Below are 19,399 nucleotides of genomic sequence, written 5' to 3'. Positions count from 1 at the left end.
AAAAGTTTTCAGTCTACTGAAATTAGATGAGCTTACCTTGCCAAGTGAAAGGGTATTCACTAGCCTCTCCAAACACATAAGGATCATCTACTGATACCGTTTTAATATTTGCAGGCATGATCGCACAGGATAAAGCCACTCTCTGTTGTTGTGAATTATTCCGTCCAGCACCATGCCATAGCAACCCATCGTGAAATACTATTGTTCCACTTTCAACATTAGTGGTAAAAATTTCAAAATTCCCTACGCCAGCTTCTCGAGCGGCAGTTTTGGCTTCTGCTGTATAGTCCTCTGATTCCCTCAATGATCTTACTCTTCTACCTAAACCCCATTTATGAGATCCTAATATATATTGCGTAGAACCTGCTTCAATTGTCATGTTTTCTAAAGCAATAAGGGCGGTAATCAGCTTATTAGGAATAAATGTATCAACATAGGCGGCATCCTGATGAATTGTAGTTTCTGGAGCGCCAGGCGGTTTTCGCCATAGGCTGGAATGAACGGCTTTTGATCCGTATTGTTCCCAATCACCCAAAATAGCACATGCTCTTCCCAATTCAGGATCTAGAACAACTGCTTTTATCTCAGGTTCTGATTCCCATAGCTTACCGCTTATCTGTTGGGTATTTGTGGGATCAATTTTTATTTCAGCGGGCTTGATCCCTGTAGCATACTCTCCTTTAAGCATTGAGGGTATTCTTGCTAATATTTTAGCAATGATACTAGGCTCTAAAATATTTGGCACGAGCAAAACTCCATCGTTACGAAATTTTTGAACATCCTCAGATGTTAGAGAGATTTTCATAACTAAATTCTGAAAAAATTTCCTAATAACCCAAGTTGCTAGTTATCAAAAAGCGCCTTGTTTTAAGTACAAAATTCAAAACAATAGTGTTTATAATTACTGAAAAAAGCACTTTCTGTATCTAAATAATACGGTTTGAGGGCACTAACTAGCAACTTACGTTATTACCCCTTCGGGTTCGCGCCTTGCCGACACGTTCGCGTAGCGTCTCCGTAAGGAGAGGGAAACCAGGAGCGCAGCGCTGGACTCACCATTCCCCAATTACCCATTACCAAAAAACGAGTAAATCTCGTTGTCCCCACAGCATCCATACACCGCTGATAGCCATTGTTGCGAGTACTATCGAGCGAAACTGTTGAGCATTTATCTTATTGAGAATATACTTACCGAGAAAGTTGGCTGGGATGGCTACTAGACCAATGATTAAACCGATAGCGATAATCTGCGGTGATAATACTCCAAATGTAGCATAAGTCAATATCTTAACTAAGTGAATAATTACTACATGAGTTGCTTTAGTAGCAATCAACTCTTCTTTAACTAGACCATAATTTAAATAAAAAGCGTTCAATACTGGACCTGTAGTTCCAATTAATCCAGAGACAAAAGCTTTGACGAAGCCGGCAGGTAAAATATACCAAGCTTTGACTTTAAATGTAGTTTCTTTTTGTTCTAATCCAAAGCCAAAAATGCTAATTACCAAAAAAACGCCGATGAGTAACTGCAACCAATCTAAATGAATTTGGGTGAAAGTATACGCACCGAGCATCGCTCCCACAATAGCGCCTGGAATATACCATAATGTCAAGTTCCAGTCAATATATCGCCAAAAAAGTACGATGCGATGTGCATTTCCGAAAAACATACCGATAGTTATAACCGGCGGAACCGATGCGGCACCTTGGATTGAGTTAATTAGAGGTATGAGCATGAAAGGACTACCACCACCAGCTAGGGTGCTAACCAACCAAGCAAAAAAGCTGACTATTGCGAGAGAGAAAATAAGCATTTAAATAAAAGAAACGGGTGAAGGTGAAAGTTGGTGTTTATCTGCGGTTCCATTATTCTTTTATTTATTGCAGCTAATTGAAACCCGCTATGGTGGTAAGTTGCTGCTATTACTCAGGTATCACAGGACTCATTGGATCGAGGGGGACAGAGAAGACAAAATAGATTACCCCAGCACCCAAAATAAGCATAGCGAGGCTGAAAAGAATTACCCAGCGATCTGGGGGTTCATAAGTATCTTCATCGATGTTATCGCGAACGGCGAAATAGTGTTGAGTTGAAAGTAAGACAGTTAATAAACCAACTAAAGAGAAAGTTAAACCCAACTTCCACCCCGCTCCTGGATGTGGTATGAGTGGTACTTGGAAGTGGCGAAGACGGACGATGACAACACCAAAACCCATGAGAGCGATCGCACTCCGCATCCATGCTAAGTAAGTGCGCTCATTTGCCAAATGATCCCGCACTCGCGACGGATTTCTTAACTTTGCCTTTTCTATATCTACATTTTTGGCTTTGAACAGCAACCCCATCAGTAAGACCCTAACTCTAATTTTATATTTTTAAATAAAATGTGCCTGAAATCCAAGTACCTTTAGTAACAATTTAATCTTTAATTTAAAAGAGCGATGTTCTTTGTCTTAGGAAGAAAAAGCCAGATTCCGAGTTTTATTTTTTACCCAGATTCTGGCTAAGGCTATATTCAGAATTTTTCGCACTTTTCCCCTAATCGCGTTGCTGTGTTTTTTCAGACGCGACTTTTATTTATTGAGCTATACTAACCGCTCAGGGTCTTTTGTAGTAATAGCCTTGTTTTGGTAGACGTGGCTCGTCGTACCGACGTAGAGGCTGTACCTGTGGCTGAGTTTCAGTAGGAATTTCGGGTTCTACAGTCTCTTTCTCTAGATTCTTCTGCACTGATTTCTCTAGATTCTTCTGCACAACCACTAGATTTTTCTCAGCTATCTTAGTACTAGGCGCGTTTGCAACTCGTGTATCTATAGTTGCTTGCGAAACATTAGGGATAAACCAATTCAGATTGCCTGCTTTGAAAACTTGAGTAGCAGGAATATTCAACTCAACAGCAGAAGTATCAGGATTTGTCTTCGCGACTAACTGAGTACCATCAACTATTTTGATCGCACCAGGTCCAGCTAATTCTTCACCTTGTTGGTTAGAGCTTATAGCTGTTAGTTTGGCATCATTTGGTAGATAAACTCCATTACAATCCCATTTCTCTTTAGTTGTCCGACCAGGTGCTAAAAAGTAAAGTGCAGTATCGTATGGATAATCTTCTCCAACGTCGTCTTCATCTGGTTGCGGTCCGTAGACAGCCAGGGTTTTGTCTGTTTGGTTTGCACACTGTCCCCAGCTGGTTCCGGTTTCTAAAGCGTATTTTTGAAACTCTAATTCATCAATTTTCTTTTGAATTTCCTGAGGATTAGTGTTTTCGCCTTGAGCTTGTATACTTTGTGCCGTCTTTAGACTTTCAAGAGCTTTTGTCACCTCTATGTAGTCAGGATTTTTGGTGAACTTAGGTTTATCAGCGAATGAAGGTTGGACAAACACTAGGTTTACCAGAATTACCAAAGCGATTACAAAAGGTTTCAATTTCACGTTTTTTCTCCTTTTCGATTTTACCCTGTAGTCAACTTTACAACTTTTATGTTGATTTTTTTAAAGTTGTTAAATATAAAAAAATGACAGTTTCAGATTCCCGACTTCTCTAAGAAGTCGGGAATCTTCTTTTTAAGAATTCCTAAACTGATTGCTATATTGTGAAAATTTTTATTGTTGGCAAGATTCAACTTGTTTAATCTTAATAACATTTTTCCGAAATCTCACTTATTGTTTACATTTCATAAAAATTTCCAGTGCGAAGTATTCTTGAGACTTGAGAATAACATTTTGCTCTAAATACTTCGCTTTTACCTTTAATTCTCCATTTCCGGAGATTGTCCCGAATTTTTTGCCAGAATTAGCCAGGTTAAATATAAGCAGCTTGCAACTAAAGTGATGAGAATTGAAGCGCCGCTTTCCCAGACAATAAAAGCACCTAATGCAATCAAAACAAAGGGAACAACTGTGCTGCTGTGAGGAGTAATGACTTGATTAATAGCTGGGAGCCTGGTTAATGTGTAAGCAGCGTAACACCAAACTCCTACGAGTGAAAAGAAGATGCCGAGAATTATCAAAAGGCTTTCCCAGGTGCTGTTGGCAAATAAAGGCATATAGATGCCAATATTGTCACTTCCATTAGCGACTGTAACAGCAGCTACGCTGTAAGTTTGAGGAGAAATAAAACTAGCGATCGCGCTTTTTTCCGCCACAACTGTTTCTGATTCAACACAATCACTTTCTTTATTCAGCAAGCGACTTAAACCAGTAGCAATTGGCATCAATCCAAGTAGTCCAATCCAGTTTGATGGCACTACTAAACCACCAAAAAACCCAGTCATACTAGCAAGAACTAATGCTGTGAAACCGAGATATTGACCAATATAGATATGCCGACTACGAAATGTCTTATTTACTTGTGAAAAAAACAGCGTGAGAATAACAAGGTCATCAATGTTGGTTGCAGTGAACGCAGCTAAACCAGTGGTAATTGCTGTTACTAATTCATTCATTTACATTCATTCCTTATAAGGATTGGTTAGTAGGAGCGTGGATAGTAGTTAGTTGCGTAACTACTAAATATTTTCGGCATCACTGAAACTAAAGTGAGTTGCTTCAACTTTCCGCTTCATTTTTGGATGAAAAACCAGTTACAACAAGAATAAGTAAAATACCAGAGACAATCAAAGCATATTGTTACTGATAATACCAACAAAGAATTAGCCTAAATTAGCGGCGGGCTTTGTTGTCGGTGCGATAACGGCTGTGAATTGAGCTATAATCTTTCGGTAGTCAAGACATTTTTTGTTTGCGCGATCGCTTTGTACTCATTTAAATTGAAACAAAGTACACAATCTCCTGTAATTGCCAAGTAAGAACAACAGCCACAAGCGCGATCGCGTCTGTCTGGGCTTTTTGACTCGACTTGAAAAAAAATACAAGGTATGCCTCAAACAATTGAAGTTTCTTCCTTATGCAAAACTTAATTTTGGTAGCCATCACAAGAAGCTCTAGTACTGATGCATCTAGCTTGATATTTACTCTAAGCGACCTATATGATGAAAGCAAATGTTATTTATTTTCCAAACAATAAATAAAAGTGATTAAAAATCGATAATTAGTACATCTGGTTGAATAAATTTAGCCATTGCAGATACCCCCCAACCCTAGTAGGAAATGAGTCTTTGTTTCTCTTTTCTGAAAAAATTGTGGGATCAAGATTTAACGGAAAAGTTTTTATCATACACTAAGTTTTAGGGATGCATAAAATGGCGGGAATGACGCTTGACCAATTGCGAGTTTTTATAGCGGTTGCGGAAAATCTCCACTTTACCCGTGCTGCGGAAGCGCTTTACATTACTCAACCGGCTGTGAGTGCGGCAATTCAAAGCTTGGAGGAAGAATATGCAGTCAAACTTTTCCATCGAATTGGTCGGCACATTGAGATCACTGAGGCAGGGAAGTTGCTACAAATGGAAGCACAGGAAATATTAAAGCAAGTTACTCTGACTGAAAGAAATTTACGGGAATTAAACGATCTGCAACGTGGTAAGTTGAATTTGGGAGCAAGTCTGACGATTGGTAATTATTGGTTGCCAGAAAAGATTAGCTCTTTTCAGCGCAGATATCCGGGGATCGCTGTCAACTGCACTCTCGCTAATGCAGAAACGATTTGTGCAGGAACAGCAACGGGTGTGTTTGATTTGGGTTTGGTGGAAGGAGAGGTGCAAGCATCGCTGAAGGCTTCTTTAGAGGAAGAAGTTGTTGCGAGCGATCGCTTGCTAATTGTGGTTGGTAAATCTCACCCTTGGTTTAAATTAGGAGAGGTTCGCTTAAGCGAACTAACTCAAACTGGATGGGTAATGCGCGAGTCTGGTTCTGGTACACAGCAAAGATTTGACCAAGCTTTGCAAAATTGGGGGATCGATTTATCGCAATTAAATGTTATTTCTGTTTTAAACAGTGGTGAAATGGTCAAGGCTGTAGTTGAAAACGGTGTAGGTGCCACAGCAATCTCCGATTTGATGGTGCAAAAAGAACTGTGTCTGTCAACTTTGCGATCGCTTAAAATCATTGATAATAGAAATGGTTCGCCAACTCCTACGGAAATAACCCGCCCTTTTTTAAAGTTGAAACATCGCCAGCGTTTTCAAAGTCGGCTTTCCATCGCATTTGAACAAATGTTGACTTCTGTAGAGACTTTAAAAGTTTGAATTTGTTAAGACTTACGCAAAAACTCTCTCGCTCCTCTCAACTTCTGTGTTCTCTGTGCCTAGTAAAGTTCGTTTTCTCATTATTCTGCGTAAGTTCTGTTTGTAACGAAAAACATGAGCGAAGCGCTATAGCGCACCATGTTACACAGCGGTGCGCTATAGCTAAAGCCGTAACACACCCTACTTATACCGTTTCTTTGTGAAGCTGCGCCAAATTATCTCTATACCTCCTCTCTTCGCGTTCTTCGCCTCTTCGTGGTTCGTTTTTATTTCTTGCGCGTCAGCGCATCTTCATACAGAATTGGTATTAACTGTCAAAACTCACCTTGAACAGCACGGGCAATGCTGCAAGTGTGTGAGATGACGCGGCTAATGCCATTGACCATTTCCAGGTGGATAGCGCTTGAATCCAGACTGGATGCTGACCCAGAACGCAGACGATGGAGATGCCGTAGATGAAGTTCACGTTTGGTTTGATTGAGCGACGACCTACGCACTAGAACTTCATCAGCAATCATCGGATCTTGAGATGCCAACCCTGCCAGCGCTTTCTGTAACAGTGACATTGTTTCACCATGATAAGTAGCTACGTCATTCCACTCCTCTAAAGTAAAGGCAATTTGTTTCCGGCGTTGTCGGCGGGCTAGTCGCATCAATTGCTTGTCAATAATGTCGCCAATTGCCTCCAGGTCAGTGCTGATGTAGAGCAATGCAATCTCCCTTTTCGCCTGTTCTGGAGTCATTAAATCTTCACTGAGCCGCATCAGGTAGCGTTTAATTGCTGCTTCTATGTCATCGAGTTGGTCATCAAGCGCGGCAATGTGCTTGGGTATGTCTTTGCCACCGTCTTCAAAAGCGTGGATGCTCAACTGCAACATTTCCACAGCCACATCAGCCATCCGGAGGATTTCACGCATCGCCTGTCCGAGTGCTACCGCAGGCATGGGTAGGGCATCCGAGTCGAGGTAGCGCGATCCGGACTTTTCAACCGTAGTCGGTTCTGGTAGCAGCCTAGTCGCTAGCTGTGCTAACTGATTGACCAGTGGAGCGAAGAGGATTGCAAGGAAGAGGTTAAACCCCAGGTGGAAGAGCGAAACTTGGGCAGCTCGAGTAAGTGGCACGCTATGCAGTAGTGCTGTCAACGGTTTGAGCGCAATCAGCGCTACTACAGCCCCGAATAGCCTAGTACCTACATAAATAAACGCCAGCCTACGTCCAGTAATACTGCCTCGATTCAGGGCGGTCAACAACGGGGCGATTGTCGTCCCGACATTGGCACCTAGTGTAACTGCCAGTGCAGCATTAAGTGGCAATGCCCCACCAGCCGCCAGCACCAACACCAGCCCAATTGTCGCCGTACTAGAGACAAAGGCGCAAGCTAGCAATGTGCCTGTCAGTACCAACACCAAGGGTGAACTAGAGAGTGCCTGAAGGATAACTTTGGTAATCGGACTGGCGGCGATGGGAGTACTACTTGCATCGATCATCGCCAGCCCTACCAACACTAGTCCAAAGCTGAAAATCCCCCTACCAATATGACGTAGGGTAGTGCGGCTAGTAAATAAGGCTACTGCCGCGCCCAATCCCAACATTTCTAGCGCGTGGTCTGTGATATGAAACGCTAACAGTTGCACTACCAATGTGGAGCCAACCGCCGCCCCCAGTAACATAACAACTGCCGCTGCTAGGGGCACCAACTGGGCACTCACCAATCCCACTAGCACAGAGGCAGTAGCAGTGGAACTTTGAGTCAGCACAGTTGCTACAACTCCCGCCATAAAAGCCGCTCCCAGACGTTGGGAAAGCGTCATCATCACAAGCCGCAGCCGTGCGCCCAAAGCGCGTTGCATAGCATCGGTGACTAGCCGCACACCATACAGAAGTAGCATCACACCGCCAAAAAGTAGCAGCAAAACAATAGTGGGATCGTCAGTGTTGACCATTCGTGTTTAATCTACGGTAAATTGAGATGTTTACTGTAAATTAAGTTTAGATTAAGATTGGGTTAAATGTAACAATAAATAATTCCGTGTACTCAAATTTTCTGGCAACGACCTTACTCCTGAGCTAAAAATGGCAATCAATGTATCTTATTCTTCTGTTCCTAGGAACTTGTTTTTATCCTACTCAAACGCGGCAAATGACAATTTAAAGGAGTTGCGACCCTGCGACCGTAGCCAAATCACCAGCTACATGTAGCGAAAAGTGTGTATTTATCAACCAAGTATGCCGAGAATAAATCTACACTAACTGGATATGGATACAGTACTTTTTTTGAAAACCCCCTTGATTTGTTCAGTTGTATATGCAATAGTCCTAACTTAGAACCACTAAATATGGCATAGACGGATTTGTCGTAGATTGGAGGAGGGGAGTTATGCAGCTACTCTGGTTTATCCCGACTATCTCGGCACTGCAACAAGCGGACAAAGCGACAAATTGCCCAGACGGTAGATGACCTGGCTTACACAAAAGCATTGCTGCAACTTGTTTGCCGTAGCAAGTATTGAGTAAGATTTTCTACACCCGGCAAAGCCAACGAGAAGGCTACAAGCACATCCAAGTAACGATTGGGAGATTGCAAGCGATGTTGCATCAACAAATTGACCAGAATTTATCAGACACAAAAGCATGGGCATTGCGGAGGCAGTTGGGTATACCCAACAACAAGCTTTTGTGGGTATTAACCTGCATGGATGAACGCTTACCTGTGGAGAAAGCGTTAGGAATTAGTGAGGGGGATGCTCATATTTTCCGGAATGCTGGGGGTTTAGTTACGGATGATGCAATTCGGTCGGCGATGTTGACAACACAGTTTTTTGGCACAAAAGAAATCATCGTCGTTAACCATACCGAATGTGGCATGATGACTGCCTCTGGAGACTTTCTCACAGAGGTATTGAAAAATACTGGAATAGATGTAGATCTGGTTAACGTCGATCCTGCACTTCCAGAGTTGAAACTACCAAAAGGCGTTTTTTCCAAGTGGATTAAAATGTTTACCGATGTGGATGAAATCTGCGTCAAACAGGTGGAGTTGCTGCGTAATTCTCCTTTAATTCCCCAGGATGTAGTGATTAATGGGTACATCTGGGAAGTGGAGACTAAAAGTTTGCGTCGTCCCTACGAACGTTTGAGTCACAAGGTAAACACAGCTGAGGCTATGGGTGCCAAGACTATAAAACTAACACAAATCCACTGAATCCCTTATATAAACAGAGGGTGCAGCGAAAAGTCTGAGCGGAGGTTTCCTCCGTTCGCGAAGCGTTGCCGCAGGCATCAGACCTTTTCAAGAGAGAGGACACAGAGAAAAGAGGGTTTTAGAGAGATTTTGCGTAAGTCCTAAAAGCTAAATCTTCATTCTTGTTGCGATCGCTCCAGATTAAATCAGTCATTCTGAAGTATCTTGAGGCTAACGGCATTAATGTCTATAGTTCACAACGGCGATCGCTATGTGCCAATTACTCGGAATGAACTGCAATGTCCCCACGGATATTTGCTTTTCTTTTGAAGGATTTTCTGCACGGGGAGGAAAAACTGACGACCATAGTGATGGTTGGGGGATTGCTTTCTTTGAAGGTAAAGGATGTCGGCTTTTTATCGATGCCAAACCCTCGATTAGTTCTCCAATCGCAGAGGTGGTACGATGCTATCCCATCCACTCTACCCATGTGATTGCCCATATCCGCAAAGCCACTCAAGGAGAAATTGCCCTAGAAAACTGCCATCCCTTCCGTCGGGAACTGTGGGGAAAGTACTGGGTATTTGCTCACAATGGAGATTTACCAGATTTTCACCCTCAAAGTATGGGGTTTTATCACGCTGTCGGCAAAACTGATAGTGAAAGAGCGTTTTGCTTGATACTAGAAACGTTAAGACAACGTTTTCCCGAAGGTCAGCCAAACGTCAAAGAACTATATTTAGCTCTTCGGGAAATTACTGATTTAATTTCTATTTATGGTATTTTTAATTACTTATTATCAGAGGGAGAGCATTTTTTTGCTCACTGCTCAACCAAGCTTAGTTACATTGTACGGCAAGCGCCGTTTGCTGCGGCTCACTTGATTGACCAAGATGTAACTGTAGATTTCCAAGAATTGACCACTCCAAGCGATCGCGTTGCTGTTATCGCTACTACCCCCCTCACCGACAACGAAGTTTGGACGCAAATCCAACCCGGAGAACTGCTAGTATTTCAGGACGGTTTGCCCTTAAAATTTTGATCCAAAGAAACCCGGTTTCTCAAAGAAACCGGGTTTCTAACGATGCATTGCGCTAAGTTAGGTTAAACCGACAGCTTATTAACGTCGTCCACCTTGGATTTTATCGAAAACTCCGCCATCATCAAAGAACTTTTTCTGAGCAGTAGCCCAACCACCTAGATTCTGAACAGTGTAGAGCTTGGAAATCTTGGGAAACTTACTCTGTACTTCCTTAGCGACAGCCGAATTAACTGGTCGAAAACCTACTTTGGCAAATTCACGTTGAGCTTCAGGGGTATAGAGAAACTTAACAAAAGCTTCTGAAACTGCACGGGTATTATGCTTGTCTACGTTCTTGTCAACCACTGCTACTGGAGCATCTATAGAAATGTTGGTTTGGGGAACTACATAAAAAGGTGTAGTTTCTCCTCGTTGTGCAGCTAAAATTACTTCGTTTTCATAATTGATCAGAACATCTCCCTGACCTTTTTTGTAAAAAACATCACTAGCTTCTCGCGCATCTTTAGGCAATACAGCTACATTTCGATAAACCTGAGTCACAAAGTTAAGAGCTTTAGCTTCATTTCCACCAGTTTGAGCGATCGCACCCCACAAAGCCAAAAAGTTCCACCTTGCACCACCGGAAGTCTTGGGGTTTGCTGTAATCACTTTTACTCCAGGTTTGGCTAAATCACTCCAAGTCTGAATCTTTTTCGGATTGTTTTGACGAGTTTCCAGTGCAACTACTGAGTGAGTCACAATTGCGTTATTTGGTGCTTTCCGCTCCCAACCTGGTTTAATCAAGCCTGCGCTTTGGATTTTTGTGATATCCTGAGCTAGTGCTAAAGCGACAACATCCGCATCTAAACCGTCAATTACTGCACGCGCTTGAGATCCAGAACCACCAAAGCTTTCACGAATCACTACATTCTGACCTTTTTCCCGCTTCCATTTCGCCACAAACTGGGGAATGATTTTATCGTAAGCAACCTTGGTGACTGCATAAGAAACCAAAGTTATTTCCACATTCTTCCCACCTTGGCTAATCAGTTGAGTCTTTTGGTCAGCAAGTTCCCGTCTTGGCGCTCTGCGTCGTTCGCGCAGCGTCTCCGACAGGAGATGGGAAACTTGCTGACCCGAAGGGTTAGTAGATGCAGAAAAGGCAGCATAAACAGGAACTAGGACGCTTAGACCTAAACCGGCTGCAAGTATTGCAGAGGTACGTTTACTTAGGGGAACTAGTTGCTTAACTGTTTGAATAAATTTATGCTGTTTCGGTTGAAAATGTGTCATGGGATAGTGCTTAACTTGTCTCTAAAAAATCTACGGTAACTTGATAAAGTTATAGTAGATTTATGTGCAATTAAGAAGCTATCAGATAACACTTGAAAATGCAAGGGAATTTTATACGTGAAATTTTTCGGAAAACTCGTGTATAAAAAAGTAAATTAATTGACAATATTGCCAAATAGGACGATCGCTATTCACTCGCTTAACATACTCCCAATTCTCCAGAAAAAATGTGGAGATAATCTCTTGCGTTTTTGGTTCCAGCCTTGTATTATCTATTGCACGGTATGTATATCAATAAAGAGTAGATTGATTGGGAGCATAAAAAATGAGTTTATGGAAACGCCGGCTGAAGCAATCGGGGCTAACCATTGAGCATTTGAGCCGCAGACTGAAGTTGCGTTCCTTCAAAGGCTTTGTATCGATGTTTTTGGTGGGAGCGATATTGAGTGTAGCGATCGCCTCCTGTTCTGGTGGAAATGCGGATAATGCCAATAGCAATGCGGGAAATTCTGGTGCTAGTCCTGTAGCAGCTAACAACAAAGACGTTGAACTAACCCTCGTTTCCTTTGCAGTCACCAAAGCGGTTCACGAAGCAATTATTCCTAAATTTGTTGAACAGTGGAAAAAAGACCATAACCAAAACGTCACCTTCAAACAAAGCTACGGCGGATCTGGTTCGCAAACTCGCGCTGTTATCGACGGTTTAGAAGCGGATGTCGTCCACTTGGCACTCGCTGGAGACACTCAAAAAATTGAGAAGGCTGGACTAATTCAGCCTGGATGGGAAAAAGAATTTCCCAACAATGGCATTGTCTCTAAAACTGTTGCCGCATTAGTTACACGACAAGGCAACCCTAAAGGTATCAAGACTTGGGAAGATTTAGCGAAAAACGATGTAAAACTGATTACTGCTGACCCCAAAACATCGGGTATTGCCAAGTGGAATTTCTTAGCACTATGGAATTCAGTGATTAAAACTGGGGGAGATGAGGCTAAAGCGACTCAGTTTGTGACCAAAGTCTATAATAATGTGCCAATACTGACTAAAGATGCCCGTGAAGCCACTGATACATTTGCCAAGCAAGGTCAGGGAGATGCTTTAATTAACTACGAAAACGAAATTGTCTTGGCACAACAAAAGGGCGAGAAGGTGAATTATGTCGTTCCTGAGGTAAATATCTCTATCGACAATCCGATCGCAGTTGTAGATAAAAACGTTGATAAGCACGGCACAAGAGAAGTAGCAGAAGGTTTCGTCAAATACCTTTATACTCCAGAAGCACAGCAAGAGTTTGCCAAATTGGGATTCCGACCTTTAGATGAAGCGGTAGCACAAAATAAAGAACTCAAAGAAATTGCCGACAAGTATACCAAGGTGAAAACTCTAGGTACAATTGACGAGTTGGGCGGTTGGAATGCAGCCGATAAGAAGTTCTTTGCAGATGGTGCTCTTTTTGACAATATTCAAGCCCAAAAGAAACGGTAATTAATCAAAAGTCAGTACAGACGCTACTAATTGTGTCTGTACAAAACTTAAGAAAGAGTCAAGAGTGATTTTTTGCGTACCCACGTTTCCCCTTTAGCCCAAACACGTCAATTAAATTTGCAATTTGAAGCTACTTTATGGCTGTCTCCTCACCTCCCTCTTCTCGGCAATTCATTCCCCCAGAACCTCCGGTGTGGAAGAAGTTCTTAAATAATTTGTCTAGAATTCCTTGGACGTGGCGAATTACTGTGGGATACCTCACTGTAATGTTGTTCGTCCCTATAGCCGCGATGTTCTTAAAAGCGGGTACCGAACCTCCGGCTAAGTTTTGGCAAATCGCGACTAGTCCGATCGCACTGGCAACTTATGATGTGACTTTTACCACGTCAATAATTGCATCTCTGTTTAACGGAGTCTTTGGTACTCTCATTGCCTGGGTTTTGGTTCGGTATAAATTTCCTTTGAAACGGATTATTGAAGCCTCAGTAGATTTACCCTTTGCGCTGCCGTCAGCGGTTGCGGGGTTAACTCTGGCAACTGTTTACAGCGATAATGGCTGGCTTGGTTCGTTGCTAGCACCGCTGGGCATTAAGGTATCTTTCACTCGTTTGGGTGTAGCGGTAGCAATGACGTATATCTCGCTGCCCTTTGTCGTGCGGACAGTGCAACCTGTACTTCAGGAAATGGAACGCGAAATTGAAGAAGCTGCTTGGAGTTTGGGGGCAAGTCAATGGCAGACTTTCTGGAAGGTGATTTTTCCGCCTTTATTTCCGACTATTTTGACTGGTATTGCCTTGGGTTTCTCCCGTGCGGTTGGGGAGTATGGCTCAACGGTAATTATCGCTTCCAATACTCCGTTCAAAGATTTGATTGCACCTGTATTGATTTTCCAGCGATTAGAGCAGTATGACTATTCTGGGGCAACTGTAATTGGTACTGTGTTACTGCTGATTTCCTTGGTGTTGTTAATCGGAATTAATCTTTTACAAGCTTGGGCAAGAAGATATGACACAAAATGAAGCCTCTTTTCCACCTCGGATTCATTCAGGTGCCACAGATCCAAAGCCGCAAAAACCTGTTAAATCTAGAGATTGGATGCCAATTATTTTAATTGGGATAGCGATCGCCTATTTAGCTTTAGTTCTCTACATCCCTGCTGCCAACGTCTTTTTCCAAGCTTTCAAAAAAGGGGTTGGTCCATTTCTCTCAAACTTAACCCGTCCTGCCTTTCTTCATGCAGCTTGGCTGACACTAATTCTGGCTGTAATTACTGTACCTTTAAATACAGTATTTGGTTTATGTGCAGCTTGGGCGATCACCCGTCACAAATTCCCCGGTCGTGCTTTTGTCCTCAGCATTATTGACCTACCTTTTTCTATCTCCCCCGTTGTTGCAGGTTTGATGATTGTACTGCTCTACGGGCGGCAAGGTTGGTTTGGCGGCTGGCTTCAGGAGCATGGTATCAGAGTTATCTTTGCCTTTCCGGGGATGATTTTGGCTACAGCATTTGTTACCATGCCCTTTGTCGCTCGTGAAGTAATTCCGGTTTTAGAAGAATTTGGCAAAGACCAAGAAGAAGCAGCCAGAACCTTAGGTGCAGAGGATTGGCAGATATTTTGGCGTGTCACTTTGCCAAGTATCCGCTGGGGCTTACTTTACGGCGTGATTTTGACAAATGCCAGAGCAATGGGTGAATTCGGTGCTGTATCCGTAGTTTCGGGAAACATCGCTGATAAAACTCAAAGTTTACCTTTATTTGTCGAAGACGCTTACAAGCAGTATGAAACCGAAGCTGCCTACTCTGCTGCTGTATTGTTAGCGCTGCTAGCAGTTGTCACCTTGGTGTTGAAGGAGATTCTCGAACGGAAAACCCGCATTAAAGATGTTGAATAGGATGTTGGCTGTTGGTTGATAGTTGTTGGGCAATGGGCAATGGGCAATGGGCAATGGGCAATGGGCAGTGGGCATTAAGAATTGGGCATTAAGAATTGGATTCGGGAGAGATTCTTTCCATGCCCCATGCCCCATGCCCCATGCCCACTATCCACCAACCACTATCCACCATCCACTATCCACTATCCACTATCCACCAACCACTATCCATTATGCCTAATGACATTGCGCTCACCCATAAACGGATTCGCTTAAGAATTCCTAAAGACTATCACTCTCAACCTGTGATTTCTCGCTTGGTGTCTGATTACGGTTTGACTGTAAATATCACTGCTGCTGTTCTCGGCGCCAATGCTGTTGGTGATGGTTGGTTTGACCTAGATTTACAAGGCACAATTGGACAAATTGACCGAGCTTTAGGTTATCTCCATGATTTGGATTTGCAAATCTGGGATAACAACAGCGAAACAGGTATTTGGTAAAGCAGATTAATTGCCGCTTGCTTCAAACAATATAAAATATTTACCAAAAATAATGCCCACATGCTGATTGTTCAGGCGATGCGGAGTACCGCAACCTTACGGAAGGCATTTGGGCATTTTTTGTTGTAATTTATATAGCGCTTTTGGGTTGAGTGAGGTACGCGCTGACCTCTCCCCGGTTTTGCTACGCAAAACCCCCCCTCCCCTGCAAGGGGAGGGAACCGGACTCCCCCTTCCCTCAAGCGGGAAGGGGGCTGGGGGGTTAGGTCTGTTGGTGTACCTGACTCAACTGAGAACCGCTATATGCCAACAAGCGTGGAGTTTAACAGTAGTGACTTCTAATTTACCATGCCCCATGCCATTTACTATATATTCAGCACTATTGGGGCATTGTTTTTTAGTCGCTCTTGTGCTAAATTCCTTTACATCAGTAGTAAATACTGTAAATCGATAGATTTAGCGTAGATTAATAATCACCGAGAAAAGCAATTCATCATCGTGAAGGAGTGCAATGTCTTTTGTGCAACTTTGAAAAACCTGCTCCAGTCCACAGCCGGATTCGCATACCCCAGCGGTATAATAGACAACCGATAATTTCCCGGCTTGTATCTCGCTATAATTTAACCGTCAATATTACCGCAGCATCGCTGACATCAGACAGTAACGAAGATGGCTGGTTTGACCTAGAACTTTCCGGCAATCCCCCAGAATTGGCTTATTCGCTATCTTACTTACAAGGATTGGGGGTGGATTTGCTGCAATTAGCGATCGCCAATCACATTAAATCAGGAAACACTCAGCCTTTCCCTAACGAAGGAAGCAATTTAACTAATAGGGAATCTGCATCAACTTTGTTGAAACAAAAACCAATATATAATGCGATCGCTCAAACAAATCGAGTGCGTTTGCAACTGTGCATCTTGAAAAACTATTACCATAAACCGATAATTTCCGAATTAGTTTCTCATTATATGCTCACAGTCAACATCACCAGTGCGTTGTTAAATCCCGACATGCAAGATGATGGTTGGTTTGACTTAGATTTGTGGGGTAGACCGCAACAACTTAGCGCTAGTCTAAGTTACTTAGAAAAATTAAAATTACCGCTTTGGTTAGTTTCAATTCCTGATAGCAATTAAGTCAAAATAAATAAGTTTCGTAAATAATGAATAAATTTAATAAACATCAACTTCCACTTTTAACCAGACCATCTTTGATTTCGCCAGTTTTGCAAAATAATCTTACTAAAGTTCGCTTGCGCTTGCATATTCCCCAATGCTATCAGCAAGAACCTGTGATTTCGCAATTAATTTCTGCTCATGATTTAGTTGTGAATATTACTAAAGCAATGTTAGGAGAAAATACAGATAGACACGGATGTTTTGACTTAGAACTTCAAGGTACACCATCACAGATTAGCAGTGGTCTGACTTACTTAGAATCTCTAAATTTGACAATTAAAGGCAAGCCTAATGCTGATGGAGATGGTTGGTATTGCTGATTTAGGCGCGATCGCTACTGTTGCTTTACTAGGATTAAGAGCGACTTTGGCTGATGCAACTTTCGCTTTAGCGATTTCAATAGATTTTTTTTCAGCTTCTCCTTCTTGATTGTGTCTGGACAACAATTAGTTTTTTCTGCTCAAATTCACGCTTACCAATTGCCCCAAGTTGCTCCCATCTGCTGGTAGCGATCGCGATCTACCCGAGCAAATTCTAAATCTGCTTTGGCTTTTTGCAAATCTAAATTGGCTTTTTGTAAGTCTGCTTGAGCTGCTAGCAATTCGTTATTAGTTGTACTTGTTCGCTCTTGATATTCGCGTTGGTTGCGTTCTAAATCGGCTGTAGCAGCAGAAACTGAGCGTTCTATCACTGTAGATTCAGCCTTAATCTGAGTATCTAAAGTTTTGATTTGGGCATTAATTTGAATTAGTTGCAATATACCTTGTTGGATATTGCCTTGCAATTGGCTTTTTTTGATGCGTAGTTGCTCATCATCCAAGATAGCGATCGCATCGTCTTTTTTGACATTCTGATTTTCTTTAACAAAGATATTTTTAACGCTTCCTTCCATATCCGCTTGCACTACCCGGACATCTCCTGTAGGACGCACAGTCCCAGCAGCTTTGACTATGACGTTGTATTTCACCCAAGAAGAAAGAGCGATCGCACTACAAACAGTCCCAACCAGAAATATGCCGATTAATGATGTCCAAGGACTAATAGGAGGCAGAAACTCCTGACTATCAATTCCGGGAAGTAATTTTTATCATGGGTGTGAAACATTGTCAATCTTAATAAATAACAAATAATTAAGGAATTAATACATTTACTTGATTTTACGTTTTTTTGCTAAAAATATATCATTCCCAAAATTAGCACATTATGTATGTGGCGATCGCTCCGCAAACGCCACAATCGACCTGCTAGATTACCTGACTAAAATCTCCATTGCCACGACTAGATCAGTACTCTACTTATGCCAAAAGGCATAGATAGTAGTATTTATACTGATAATATTCTATGTCTAAAGATATATTTATTTAAGTAATTTTGTGGTTATTAATATTACTAACCAAATGGTGCTTCTCTACGTAAATAAAAACAATTTAAATTTAAGGAGAATTTATGTCTAACAGCAAAATGGCTGGTATCCAATCTAACCTTTTTGAAGAATTGGATGACGCAGATTTAATGGCAGTGGTAGGTGGCAGTGTTCTTAGCAATGTCGGTGATACCGTCACAAAACCTGGCAACGACAGTCAACCAACATCATCTGCTATCGAACTCGTAGCAGTCCTATTTTTGCTTTCTGTATTATTTACTCCCTTATTTGCAGCAGTGCCTACTTTTGCAACAGCTCCTGCATTGATTATGGTGGGTTTTTTGATGATAAGTAGCGTGCAAAACATTAATTGGAACGATCCAGCAGAAGCAATTGCTGCATTCTTAATTCTTCTAACTATGCCCCTTACTTACTCAATTGCAGAGGCATTGGCAATTGGTTTCATTATTTACCCTTTGATTAAAGTTTCTCAAGGACTGGCTCATCAAGTGAGTATGCCTGTATATTTTCTAGCAGTTATCTCTGTGTTTCAATTCGTATTAAAGAGTTAAAAACAGAGAATATATTTTTAAGGCTGAATTTATTCAGCCATTCGCTTATATCCCCCGCTTGAAAGACGGTGGCTTTACCCCAAATCGACTCGTAAAAGCGCTAAAACGCGGGACTAAACTTCAATCAACTTATTTTGTGCCACATTTAGATGCGTTTGCCCTGTAACCTTAAATCTCATAGTGCCAAATTTCTTCTTCTCGCAGCACAATTCGATGCAGACTGAGACGGTGAATAAAGCCTTCCTCTTCTAATTGCCTGAGAATACGAGTAATTGTCACGCGAGTTGAACCCAATAGTTCCGCAATGTCTTCATGAGTCAGACGCATATCTATCAAACGTCCTTGTTCAACTTCACGACCAAACCTTTTAGATAACCATGTCAACAGCTTGACAAGCATGATATCAACTGTTTTATAGCCACGAACAATCATCAATTCTTCAGCTTGGTGGATGTGTGCTAGCAATACGTCTGCAATTTGATCCCATCCTTGCAAATCAAAGATTGTCGCTTGCACTTTGGTGAGACACTCCATCTGATAAGGTTCGACTTTGGACAAAGCTTTGCCAACAATATCTCCCGATCCCCACACTCCCAGAGTAACGCTCGTACCGTCTTCGAGATAAGTAAATGTTCGTACAACCCCTGTTTCAATTTTCCACAGAGTATGAGTTTGTTGTGGCAACAAAGAGCGACGGGAAAAAGATTGAACTGTATTCTTACTTAAAGAATTTGGCGGGGCAGAGTATAAAGACATTATTGCAAATAATCCTATTATTCGATA

Annotated in this window: 20 protein-coding genes and 1 pseudogene; 12 read left to right on the top strand and 9 right to left on the bottom strand. The window is 42.1% G+C overall.

Annotation, left to right across the window (positions count from 1 at the left end; all coding sequences use genetic code 11):
- Nucleotides 1-22: 22 nt before the first annotated feature.
- The 5 genes from AABK37_RS13945 to AABK37_RS13925 all read right to left on the bottom strand — a co-directional run bounded on the left by AABK37_RS13945 (nucleotide 23) and on the right by AABK37_RS13925 (nucleotide 4,443).
- Complete coding sequence (locus AABK37_RS13945; RefSeq protein WP_432552160.1) at nucleotides 23-805, bottom strand: phytanoyl-CoA dioxygenase family protein; 783 nt, start codon at nucleotides 803-805, stop codon at nucleotides 23-25.
- Nucleotides 806-1,073: 268 nt separating this feature from the next.
- Nucleotides 1,074-1,814, bottom strand: a complete 741-nt coding sequence (locus tag AABK37_RS13940) for a sulfite exporter TauE/SafE family protein (protein ID WP_432552159.1) — start codon at nucleotides 1,812-1,814, stop codon at nucleotides 1,074-1,076.
- A gap of 109 nt (nucleotides 1,815-1,923) precedes the next feature.
- Nucleotides 1,924-2,346, bottom strand: coding sequence for a YidH family protein (locus tag AABK37_RS13935; RefSeq protein ID WP_432552158.1), 423 nt, complete (start codon nucleotides 2,344-2,346; stop codon nucleotides 1,924-1,926).
- 253 nt (nucleotides 2,347-2,599) lie between these two features.
- Nucleotides 2,600-3,424: a hypothetical protein gene (locus AABK37_RS13930; RefSeq protein WP_432552157.1), complete on the bottom strand. Its 825-nt coding sequence runs from the start codon at nucleotides 3,422-3,424 to the stop codon at nucleotides 2,600-2,602.
- A gap of 323 nt (nucleotides 3,425-3,747) precedes the next feature.
- A complete protein-coding gene (locus AABK37_RS13925; protein WP_432552156.1) occupies nucleotides 3,748-4,443 on the bottom strand; it encodes a cadmium resistance transporter in 696 nt (231 codons plus the stop codon).
- Nucleotides 4,444-5,208: 765 nt separating this feature from the next.
- Between AABK37_RS13925 and AABK37_RS13920 the strand changes: the two genes are divergently transcribed.
- Entirely contained in the window at nucleotides 5,209-6,144 is a 936-nt protein-coding gene (locus tag AABK37_RS13920) for a LysR substrate-binding domain-containing protein (protein WP_432552187.1), read from the top strand.
- A gap of 314 nt (nucleotides 6,145-6,458) precedes the next feature.
- Here the strand turns inward: AABK37_RS13920 and AABK37_RS13915 are convergent, their stop codons facing one another.
- The gene (locus tag AABK37_RS13915; protein ID WP_432552155.1) at nucleotides 6,459-8,087 is read right to left on the bottom strand and encodes a Na/Pi cotransporter family protein; all 1,629 of its coding nucleotides are present in this window, start codon (nucleotides 8,085-8,087) and stop codon (nucleotides 6,459-6,461) included.
- A 563-nt stretch (nucleotides 8,088-8,650) separates the two neighbouring features.
- Here AABK37_RS13915 and AABK37_RS13910 point away from each other — a divergent pair.
- Nucleotides 8,651-9,346, top strand: a complete 696-nt coding sequence (locus AABK37_RS13910; RefSeq protein ID WP_432552154.1) for a beta-class carbonic anhydrase — start codon at nucleotides 8,651-8,653, stop codon at nucleotides 9,344-9,346.
- A gap of 250 nt (nucleotides 9,347-9,596) precedes the next feature.
- Entirely contained in the window at nucleotides 9,597-10,367 is a 771-nt protein-coding gene (locus AABK37_RS13905; protein WP_432552153.1) for a class II glutamine amidotransferase, read from the top strand.
- Nucleotides 10,368-10,445: 78 nt separating this feature from the next.
- Here AABK37_RS13905 and AABK37_RS13900 read toward each other — a convergent pair whose 3' ends face one another.
- Nucleotides 10,446-11,639: a sulfate ABC transporter substrate-binding protein gene (locus tag AABK37_RS13900; RefSeq protein ID WP_432552152.1), complete on the bottom strand. Its 1,194-nt coding sequence runs from the start codon at nucleotides 11,637-11,639 to the stop codon at nucleotides 10,446-10,448.
- A 325-nt stretch (nucleotides 11,640-11,964) separates the two neighbouring features.
- Between AABK37_RS13900 and AABK37_RS13895 the strand changes: the two genes are divergently transcribed.
- From AABK37_RS13895 to AABK37_RS13860, 8 genes are all read left to right on the top strand, one after another.
- On the top strand, nucleotides 11,965-13,125 hold the full coding sequence (locus tag AABK37_RS13895) for a sulfate ABC transporter substrate-binding protein (RefSeq protein WP_432552151.1): 1,161 nt from the start codon (nucleotides 11,965-11,967) through the stop codon (nucleotides 13,123-13,125).
- A 137-nt stretch (nucleotides 13,126-13,262) separates the two neighbouring features.
- Nucleotides 13,263-14,144: a sulfate ABC transporter permease subunit CysT gene (gene cysT / locus AABK37_RS13890; RefSeq protein ID WP_432552150.1), complete on the top strand. Its 882-nt coding sequence runs from the start codon at nucleotides 13,263-13,265 to the stop codon at nucleotides 14,142-14,144.
- Nucleotides 14,131-15,018: a sulfate ABC transporter permease subunit CysW gene (gene cysW / locus AABK37_RS13885; protein WP_432552149.1), complete on the top strand. Its 888-nt coding sequence runs from the start codon at nucleotides 14,131-14,133 to the stop codon at nucleotides 15,016-15,018. Before cysT ends, cysW begins: the two co-directional genes overlap by 14 nt.
- Nucleotides 15,019-15,064: 46 nt before the next feature.
- Nucleotides 15,065-15,238, top strand: coding sequence for a hypothetical protein (locus AABK37_RS13880; protein WP_432552148.1), 174 nt, complete (start codon nucleotides 15,065-15,067; stop codon nucleotides 15,236-15,238).
- Entirely contained in the window at nucleotides 15,231-15,500 is a 270-nt protein-coding gene (locus AABK37_RS13875; protein WP_432552147.1) for an NIL domain-containing protein, read from the top strand. Before AABK37_RS13880 ends, AABK37_RS13875 begins: the two co-directional genes overlap by 8 nt.
- A 109-nt stretch (nucleotides 15,501-15,609) precedes the next feature.
- Nucleotides 15,610-15,954 carry a hypothetical protein gene (locus AABK37_RS13870; protein ID WP_432552146.1) on the top strand — a complete coding sequence of 115 codons (345 nt, stop codon included), beginning with the start codon at nucleotides 15,610-15,612 and terminating at the stop codon, nucleotides 15,952-15,954.
- Nucleotides 15,955-16,018: 64 nt separating this feature from the next.
- Nucleotides 16,019-16,639 (top strand): NIL domain-containing protein, encoded by a 621-nt coding sequence (locus AABK37_RS13865; protein ID WP_432552145.1) that lies wholly within the window; start codon nucleotides 16,019-16,021, stop codon nucleotides 16,637-16,639.
- 26 nt (nucleotides 16,640-16,665) lie between these two features.
- Complete coding sequence (locus AABK37_RS13860) at nucleotides 16,666-17,001, top strand: NIL domain-containing protein (protein WP_432552144.1); 336 nt, start codon at nucleotides 16,666-16,668, stop codon at nucleotides 16,999-17,001.
- Nucleotides 17,002-17,007: 6 nt separating this feature from the next.
- On the opposite strand, the pseudogene AABK37_RS13855 reads toward AABK37_RS13860, so the two are convergent.
- Nucleotides 17,008-17,785: pseudogene (locus AABK37_RS13855) on the bottom strand (biotin/lipoyl-binding protein); the annotation flags it as partial.
- Between the two features lie 342 nt (nucleotides 17,786-18,127).
- Here AABK37_RS13855 and AABK37_RS13850 point away from each other — a divergent pair.
- On the top strand, nucleotides 18,128-18,616 hold the full coding sequence (locus AABK37_RS13850; RefSeq protein WP_432552143.1) for a solute carrier family 23 protein: 489 nt from the start codon (nucleotides 18,128-18,130) through the stop codon (nucleotides 18,614-18,616).
- Between the two features lie 168 nt (nucleotides 18,617-18,784).
- Here the strand turns inward: AABK37_RS13850 and AABK37_RS13845 are convergent, their stop codons facing one another.
- Nucleotides 18,785-19,372, bottom strand: coding sequence for a Crp/Fnr family transcriptional regulator (locus AABK37_RS13845; RefSeq protein WP_432552142.1), 588 nt, complete (start codon nucleotides 19,370-19,372; stop codon nucleotides 18,785-18,787).
- Nucleotides 19,373-19,399 lie beyond the last annotated feature (27 nt).

It is taken from the genome of Tolypothrix sp. VBCCA 56010, assembly GCF_050875635.1.
GTDB lineage: Bacteria > Cyanobacteriota > Cyanobacteriia > Cyanobacteriales > Nostocaceae > Hassallia.
Note: the sequence above shows the minus strand (reverse complement) of the source record. Positions and strands in the feature narration are given on the sequence as shown.